3 protein-coding genes are annotated in these 7,982 nt (G+C 65.7%); 1 reads left to right on the top strand and 2 read right to left on the bottom strand.

Translation table 11 applies throughout. The annotated features are described in order from the left end of the window. On the bottom strand, positions 1-3,584 hold a 3,584-nt coding region (locus PCJ49_RS23975), incomplete at its 3' end, for a filamentous hemagglutinin N-terminal domain-containing protein (protein ID WP_269913196.1). 32 nt (positions 3,585-3,616) lie between these two features. After that, positions 3,617-5,329: a ShlB/FhaC/HecB family hemolysin secretion/activation protein gene (locus tag PCJ49_RS23980; protein ID WP_269913197.1), complete on the bottom strand. Its 1,713-nt coding sequence runs from the start codon at positions 5,327-5,329 to the stop codon at positions 3,617-3,619. Between the two features lie 379 nt (positions 5,330-5,708). Here PCJ49_RS23980 and PCJ49_RS23985 point away from each other — a divergent pair, with 379 nt between their 5' ends. After that, positions 5,709-7,769: a PhoX family phosphatase gene (locus PCJ49_RS23985; protein ID WP_269913198.1), complete on the top strand. Its 2,061-nt coding sequence runs from the start codon at positions 5,709-5,711 to the stop codon at positions 7,767-7,769. The last annotated feature ends 213 nt before the right edge of the window (positions 7,770-7,982 follow it).

Consider the following 7,982-nt stretch of genomic DNA (forward strand, 5'->3'; position numbering starts at 1 on the left):
AAGCGCACGGCACCGGCATAATCCTGCTGACCCGTCGTGGTGACATCACCCACCGTAACGGTCGCACCACCGGCCGACAGGAACTTCAACGCCGTCGTGCCACCGACGCCACCGCCAAAGCTCACCGCACCCTTGCCGGCATCGGTCACCAGGGCGTAGCCGCCGTTCACCGTACCGGTGAAGCGTACATCGTCACCCGCTGCACCAGCGCTGACGACCGCACTGTCACCCGTCAGCGTCACCGGCCCGGCAAGGCGGATAGTACCGCCCTTCGTGCTGACCAGATCGCCAGCCAAGCGCACGGCACCGGCATAATCCTGCTGACCCGTCGTGGTGACATCACCCACCGTAACGGTCGCACCACCGGCCGACAGGAACTTCAACGCCGTCGTGCCACCGACGCCACCGCCAAAGCTCACCGCACCCTTGCCGGCATCGGTCACCAGGGCGTAGCCGCCATTCACCGTGCTGGTGAAGCGTACATCGTCACCCGCTGCACCAGCGCTGACGACGGCACTGTCACCGTTCAAGATCACCGGGCCACCGAGGCGGATGCTACCGCCCTTCGTGCTGACCAAGTTACCCGCCAAGCGCACCGCACCGGCATAATCCTGCTGACCTGTCGTGGTGACATCACCCACCGTAACGGTCGCACCACCGGCCGACAGGAACTTCAATGCCGTCGTGCCACCGACGGCACCGCCAAAGCTCACCGCACCCTTGCCGGCATCGGTCACCAGGGCGTAAGCGCCGTTCACCGTACCGGTGAAGCGCACATCGTCGCCCGCCGCACCAGCGCTGACGACAGCACTGTCACCGGTCAAGGTCACCGGGCCAGCGAGGCGAATGCTACCGCCCTTCGTGCTGACCAAGTTACCCGCCAAGCGCACCGCACCGGCATAATCCTGCTGACCTGTCGTGGTGACATCGCCCACCGCAACGGTCGCACCACCGGCCGACAGGAACTTCAACGCCGTCGTACCACCGACGGTACCGCCAAAGCTCACCGCACCCTTGCCGGCATCGGTCACCAGGGCGTAAGCGCCGTTCACCGTACCGGTGAAGCGCACATCGTCACCCGCAGCACCGGCGCTGACGACGGCACTGTCGCCGGTCAGCGTCACCGGCCCGGCAAGGCGGATGGCACCACCCTTCGTGCTGACCAGATCGCCAGCCAAGCGCACCGCACCGGCATAATCCTGCTGACCCGTGGTGGTGACAGTGCCCACCGTGACAGTCGCACCGCCGGCCGACAGGAACTTCAACGCCGTCGTGCCACCGACGGCACCGCCAAAGCTGACGGCACCCTTGCCGGCATCTGTCACCAGAGCGTAAGCGCCGTTCACCGTACCGGTGAAGCGCACATCGTCACCCGCAGCACCGGCGCTGACGACGGCACTGTCCCCGGTCAAGGTCACCGGGCCACCGAGGCGGATGCTACCGCCCTTCGTGCTGACCAAGTTACCCGCCAAGCGCACGGCACCGGCGTAATCCTGCTGACCCGTCGTGGTGACATCACCCACCGTGACGGTCGCACCGCCGGCCGAGAGGAATTTCAGCGCCGTCGTGCCACCGACGGCACCGCCAAAGCTCACCGCACCCTTGCCGGCGTCGGTCACCAAGGCGTAAGCGCCGTTCACCGTACCGGTGAAGCGCACATCGTCACCCGCTGCACCGGCGCTGACGATGGCGCTGTCGCCGGTCAGGGTTACCGGGCCAGCAAGGCGGATGGTACCCCCCTTGCTGCTGACCAGATCGCCAGCCAAGCGCACGGCACCGGCATAATCCTGCTGACCCGTGGTGGTAACATTGCCGACAACCAGGCTGCCGCCCTTCAGCGACAGGCCGGAAAGCGCCTGCGCAGCACCGACCGCGCCAAGCGAGACGCTGCCGGCACCAGCATCCACCAGCAGGAAGCCGGGGCCGTTGGTGCCGTTGCTCACCGTCACATTGTCGGCCGCGCCGCCGGCGGTGACGATGCCGGCCAGACCAGTGACCGACAGGGCGCCGGTGATGCCGATGGCGCCGCTGCCGCTGCCGACCAGATTGCCGGCCAGGCTGAGGTCACCCTGATAGGATTGCGCGCCGCTGGTGGTGATTGTCACACCGCTGGCCACGCTGATGGAACCGGTGCCGGGGTCGCGCTGTGCGGCGATTGCGGCGGGATCATTGGCCAGCACCGACAGGCCGCCCTTCAGCGTCACATCGGCATTCAGCGCCACCGAGCGCCCGGCCCGCAGCGTCAGATCACCGGCCCCGGCATTGGCCGAGGCATTCACCGCCGCATTGACGCTGATATCATTATTGGCCTGCAGCACCAGATTGGCACCGTTCAGCGCCGCCACCACGGAAGCGGCGCTCAGCGTGGCGTCAGACGCGGCATTCTCGCCAAAGCCGTCATTGCCGGCCACATCGCTGCTGCCCGTGGCGGCCACGATGATGTTCTTGGGGTCCAGCAGCAAGGTGCCCTTGACGCCGCTCTCTGCCGTCAGGTCGGTATTGCCCTGATAGGAAAGCATACCGGCAGAGGAAACCTCTGCATTGCCGCCCTGCCCTGCCCCGGCCCCCTTGGCGCTGATGGTGCCGGCAAAGCGCGTCTGTTCCGCCGACATCAAAGTGACATGGCCGCCGCTGCCCTCCTGCGTGGCGTCGGCGCGCAGGGCGGCGGTGGCGGTCACATCCAGCCGACTGGTCTGGGCGCTGCCCACCTGGATATTGCCGCCACCCGCCGGCCCGCTGGCATCCAGCGTGCCGGAAACGGCGATGGCACCCTGGCCGCCATCCAGCACAATGTCGCCGCCATCCCGATAGGCGCCGCGCGCTTCCACCACGCCGGTCATGTCGATGACATTATCCACCACCCGCGCCGCCGTGGCGGCGGACAGCAGTACGGTGGCACCGCTGATGCGGCCGGCCTGTTCCAGCTTCGCCCCATCGACGGCACTGCCGGCATCAAAGCTGATCAGCCCGTCGCCCGCCAGATCCAGCGTGAAGCGCTGTGCCGCACCCAGGGAAACCGTGCCCAGTTCGGCCGTGATGGTGCCGCTGTTGCGCACATGCGGGGCCACCAGGGCCACCAGGCCGGCATTGATGCGGCCTTCATTGACCACCGCGGCGCCGGCCAGCGGGGAGGCGATATCGAACCGGTAATCACCGGCCAGGAATTTCTGATTATCGATATTGGCGGTGGTGGCCACCAGCCCGGCCACATCCACCTGTGCCCCGGCACCGAACAGGATGCCATTGGGGTTGATCAGGAAAATCTGCCCATTGGCCGTCAGCTGGCCATTCAGCACGGAGGTCTGATCGCCGGTGACCCGGTTCAGCGCGATGGCGCCGCTGCCGGGCTGGATGAAGCGCGTCACCTCACCCTGGGCGATGCCGAAGCTGCGCCAATCGATGATGGCCTTGTCGCTGCCCTGCGTCACCTCCAGCACCAGGCCGGTGCCGGCGAAGCCGACGCTGCCATGTACGACGGTGGGATCGGTGGGGTTGGCACCGGCGGGCATGGCCAGGGCCAACACACCAGTGAGGGCGGAACCGGCCAGCAGACGGCGGCGGCTGGAGAGCATGTCACGGACCATGGGATGTTCCCCCTGATTAAGGCGCCGACGGATCAGAAGCGGGCGGTAAAGGCGGCGAAGAAGCGGGCGGCACGGTCGCCCTTGGTCGCCACATCGCGGCGCAGGGGCTTGGCCACCTGCAGGTCGGCGGACAGATTGTCCGTCAGGTTGGCGCGCAGGCCGCCCCCGACAGAGGCCAGCTCCACCCCGTCAAGCAGGGTCACCGGGTCATCGTTCCAGACCTTGCCATGATCATAGAAACCATAAAGCTGCAGGGTCGGCCCGACAGAGAGCGGCACGGCGTAGCGCAGTTCCAGCGAGCCGGCGACGCCCTCATCGCCTGACAATTCACCATCATCGAAGCCGCGCCCGAAGGTGGCCCCGCCCAGCTTGAATTCCTCTGACGCCAGCAAGGCCTTGTCGGCGATCTGCGCCGACAGCGCGATGCGGGCGGTGAAGGGGCCGGATATCACCTGCACCCGTTCGGCATCCAGCGCCATGCGGGTGAATTCAGCCGAACCGGCGGCGCGGGACTTGTTGGGGGCCGTATCGCTGGTGGCGTTGAAGACATCCAGCCCCCGCACCACCCGCAGCGCCAGATGGTTGCTGCCACCCGCCCGATCGACTGAGCGGAAATCCGCACCGAGCGATAGGGTGCGCACCGTATCGGCGGCAAAACGCTGGCCGAAGAAATTGGTCCGCGTCTCATAGGCGCTGAACTCGCCTTCCAGCACAAGGGTTTCGGCCCGGCTGCGCAGCAGCGGATGGGCGGCGTGCAGGCTGAGGCTGTTGGCGCGGGTCGACACATCCAGCGGGGCCAGCGTGTAACCCGGCTGGCCCCGCTGCACCCCGGCGCGGATGCCCAGCAGGGTGCCTTCAGTGCCGACCAACTGATCAAAACCCAGCGTCAGGCCCTGCTGATCGTCTGTATCGCGGAGCGCTGTGACACCGCTGATCAGGAAGCGGCCGCCATCGCTGGCACCGTTGAAGACGGCACCGGCCAGCAGGCGCCAGGGGCCGGTATATTCCGAGCCGCGATTATCGATGCTGGCATAGGCCTGCACCGGATCATGTTCCAGTTTCACCGTCAGCACCGATCCGCCGGTCTGGCCAGGGGCCGGCGACAGCACGGCACGGGCGCGCACGCCCGGCAGATCATTGGCCAGCAGCAGCTGGCGTTCCAGATCATGGATGTTCACCGGCTGCTTGGCAGCAGTCAGCCGGTCCAGATAGGCCTGGATACGATCCTTATGCGGGCCGGCATCACCTTCCACCACGGTGCGGGCGATGAAGCCTTCAACAATGCGGATGGTGGCGGTGCCATCGCTGATCCGCTGCGCCGGCACCACGGCGCGGGTCAGCACCCAGCCGGCTTCGCGGTACCGCGCGGTGATGGCATCGGCTGTGGTGAACAGGTCGGCCAGGGTGATCGGCCGGCCGGTGATGCCCCGCGTCAGATCATCAAAGGCACCGGGACCGAACACCCCTGCCCCTTCAATCACCACGCGGTTCAGCGTCAGCGGCATGGTGGCGGCCCCGGCAACGGGGGCACTGCCGGGGGCCGGTGCAATCTCGATCCCGCCCTGGCTGGGGGCCGCGGGCGGCAGTGTCGGCGCCAGATCCGGCCGGCGGGGTTCGGCCGCCGAGGGCAGGCTCTGCTGCGCCAGGGCCGGCCCGGCCAGGGCCAGCAGCACCAGCATGGCCGTGCCGGCCGTCAGCCGATGAACCGCGTTACGCGAACGCCGCGAAGAGATCGTGATGCCCATGGTGGCCGCCAACCTTCCCTGGTTTTGCAATGGCCGGTCCACCCGTTTTGGCAGAGGAACCAGCCGCTTATGTCACCGGAATATGCAAAAGAATGTTCAACCGGCGCCGGAACCGGGCCGGACAGAGGAAACAGCCCACGCTTCTAACCATCTTTTGTTACGGATTGATGTGAAGGCAACAGCAATGTTCTCAAAGAGAAGAATTGCTATTGATAATTATTCACATATTTTGCACTGCATGATAATCCGCCAACTCAATAGAATTGACACATAATATTCATATATTCCCAAAATTACCGTCGTCTTGATTGGTGTAGTTGATGCCGTCCCCGCGACATCGCGTCAACCGGCCTTTCCAACAGACCAGGGAGCACAGTCCGTGAGCCAGATCGATACCCCCGAAATCGACCGCGACAATCTTGAAGAACGTGGCATCGGCGCGGACCAGACCTTTGACAAGGTGTTGGAAGCCAACATCGGCCGCCGCAACTTTCTGCGCAGCGGCGCTGTTGCCGGTGCGGCCCTGTCCGCCTCCGGCATTTTCCTGACGGGTGATGAGGCCAAGGCCGCCGCCGCCGACCTCTCCTTCACCTCCATCGGTGAAAGCAAGGCCGACGCCGTGGTGGTGCCCGCCGGTTACGAAGCCAATACCCTGATCCGCTGGGGCGACCCGCTGTTCCCCGGGATGCCGGCCTTCGACCCGCTGAACCAGACCCCGGCCGATCAGGCCAAGCGTTTCGGCTTCAACTGCGACATGGTCGCCATGTTCCCGGAACGGTTCGGCGCCCCGGCCAAGATCGGCCGCCTGCCCTATCCGTCTTATATCATGTGCGTGAACCACGAATATACCCGTGGCTCCTACATGTTTGAAAACTACACCGGTTCGGAAGTCCAGGCCCTGACCGAGATCGAAGCCCACGGCTTCAGCGTGGTCAATGTCCGCGTGCTGAACGGCCGCTGGAGCTATGACGTCACCTCCCCCTATAACCGCCGCGTCACCGGCACCACGCCGATGCAGGTCACCGGCCCCGTCGCCGGCCATGACAAGCTGAAGACCCCGGCCGACCCGACCGGTACCCGCGTGCTGGGCACCTTCAATAACTGCGCCGGTGGCTTCACCCCCTGGGGCACCTACCTGTCGGCGGAAGAGAATTTCGACCAGTATTTCGCCAACCGCTCCAAGATCACCGACGCCAAGATCGCCCTGGATCATCAGGATTACACGATCCCCAGCACCACCAGCAGCAATGGCTGGGAAAAGCATGTCGCCCGTTTCGACTGCGGCAAGCCGGAAGGCGTGAACGAGCCGTACCGTTTCGGCTGGATCGTCGAGATCGACCCCTACGACCCGACCTCCACCCCGAAGAAGCGCACCGCCATGGGCCGCTTCAAGCATGAAGCCGCCACCATCGCCCTGACGCGCGGCACCAACAAGGTCACCGCCTATTCCGGCTGCGACACCACCTTTGAATATGTCTACAAGTTCGTGTCGGCCGGCACCTACACGCCGGGCAACCGCGCCGCCAACATGAACCTGCTGGAAAACGGCAAGCTGTACGCCGCCCGCTTCAATGCCGACGGCACCGGTGTCTGGCTGCCGCTGGACCTGAGCGACGCCGTCTCCGGTCCGAAGCTGGCCGCCTCCACCTATCCCGATGGCAGCCGCCGCTTCCAGACCCAGGCCGATGTGCTGCTGAACAGCCGCCGCGCCGGTGACGCCGTGGGCGCCACCCCGATGGACCGGCCGGAAGACCTGCAGGCCCCCGTGGATGATGATTTCTACGGCAATGGCAAGATGTACATCGTGCTGACCAACAACAGCAGCCGCCAGGCCGCCAGCAGCACCGCCAATTACACCAGCAGCGCCCGCTCTGGTGCTGGCCGTGCCGTGCCGGCCAAGGCCGATGCGGCCAACCCGCGCGGCCCGAACCGCACCGGTCACATTGTCGAAATCACCGAGGCCAATGGCGACCATGCCGCCACCAGCTTCACCTGGCGCATCTTCCTGCTGGCGGGCGACCCGGCAGCCGGTGCGACGGCCGCCGACAATATCTCCCTGAACGGCATCTCCACCTTCACCGGTGACCGTTTCGGCTCCCCGGACAACATCACCTTCGACAATAGCGGCAATATCTGGATCGCCACCGACGGCACGCCCTCCAGCTACCCGTTCAATGACGGTCTCTATGCCGCCCCGCTGAACGTGCCGGCCGGCCAGCCGGTGCCGGTGAAGCGCTTCCTGGCGGTGCCGGCCGGTGCCGAATGCTGCGGCCCGCTGCTGTCGCCGGATAATAGCTCCCTGTTCGTTGCCGTGCAGCATCCGGGCGAGGATGCCAACGGCCTCTATTCCAACACCCAGTCCAAGTGGCCGGATGGTGACTATCCCCGTCCGTCGGTGGTGTGGGTCCGCCGCACCGATGGCGGCCGCATCGGTTCGTAATCCCGCTCGCCTGCCCCCCCATGGCCCGTCAATCGGGTTATGGGGGGAACCAGGGCGGATATCAGAAAGGCGCCGGGGTTTGCCCCCGGCGCCTCAGACTGCTGACAAAGCCCTCGCCTATGGCGGGGGTTTTTGATTCACTGTGTTTATGCTTAAGCCCCAGACGCCCCAACAGACGGAACTTGAGATGGTGACGATCGCGTCGCTTGTTCC

This window comes from Niveispirillum sp. BGYR6 (assembly GCF_027568365.1).
In the GTDB taxonomy this organism is placed as follows: Bacteria; Pseudomonadota; Alphaproteobacteria; order Azospirillales; family Azospirillaceae; genus Niveispirillum.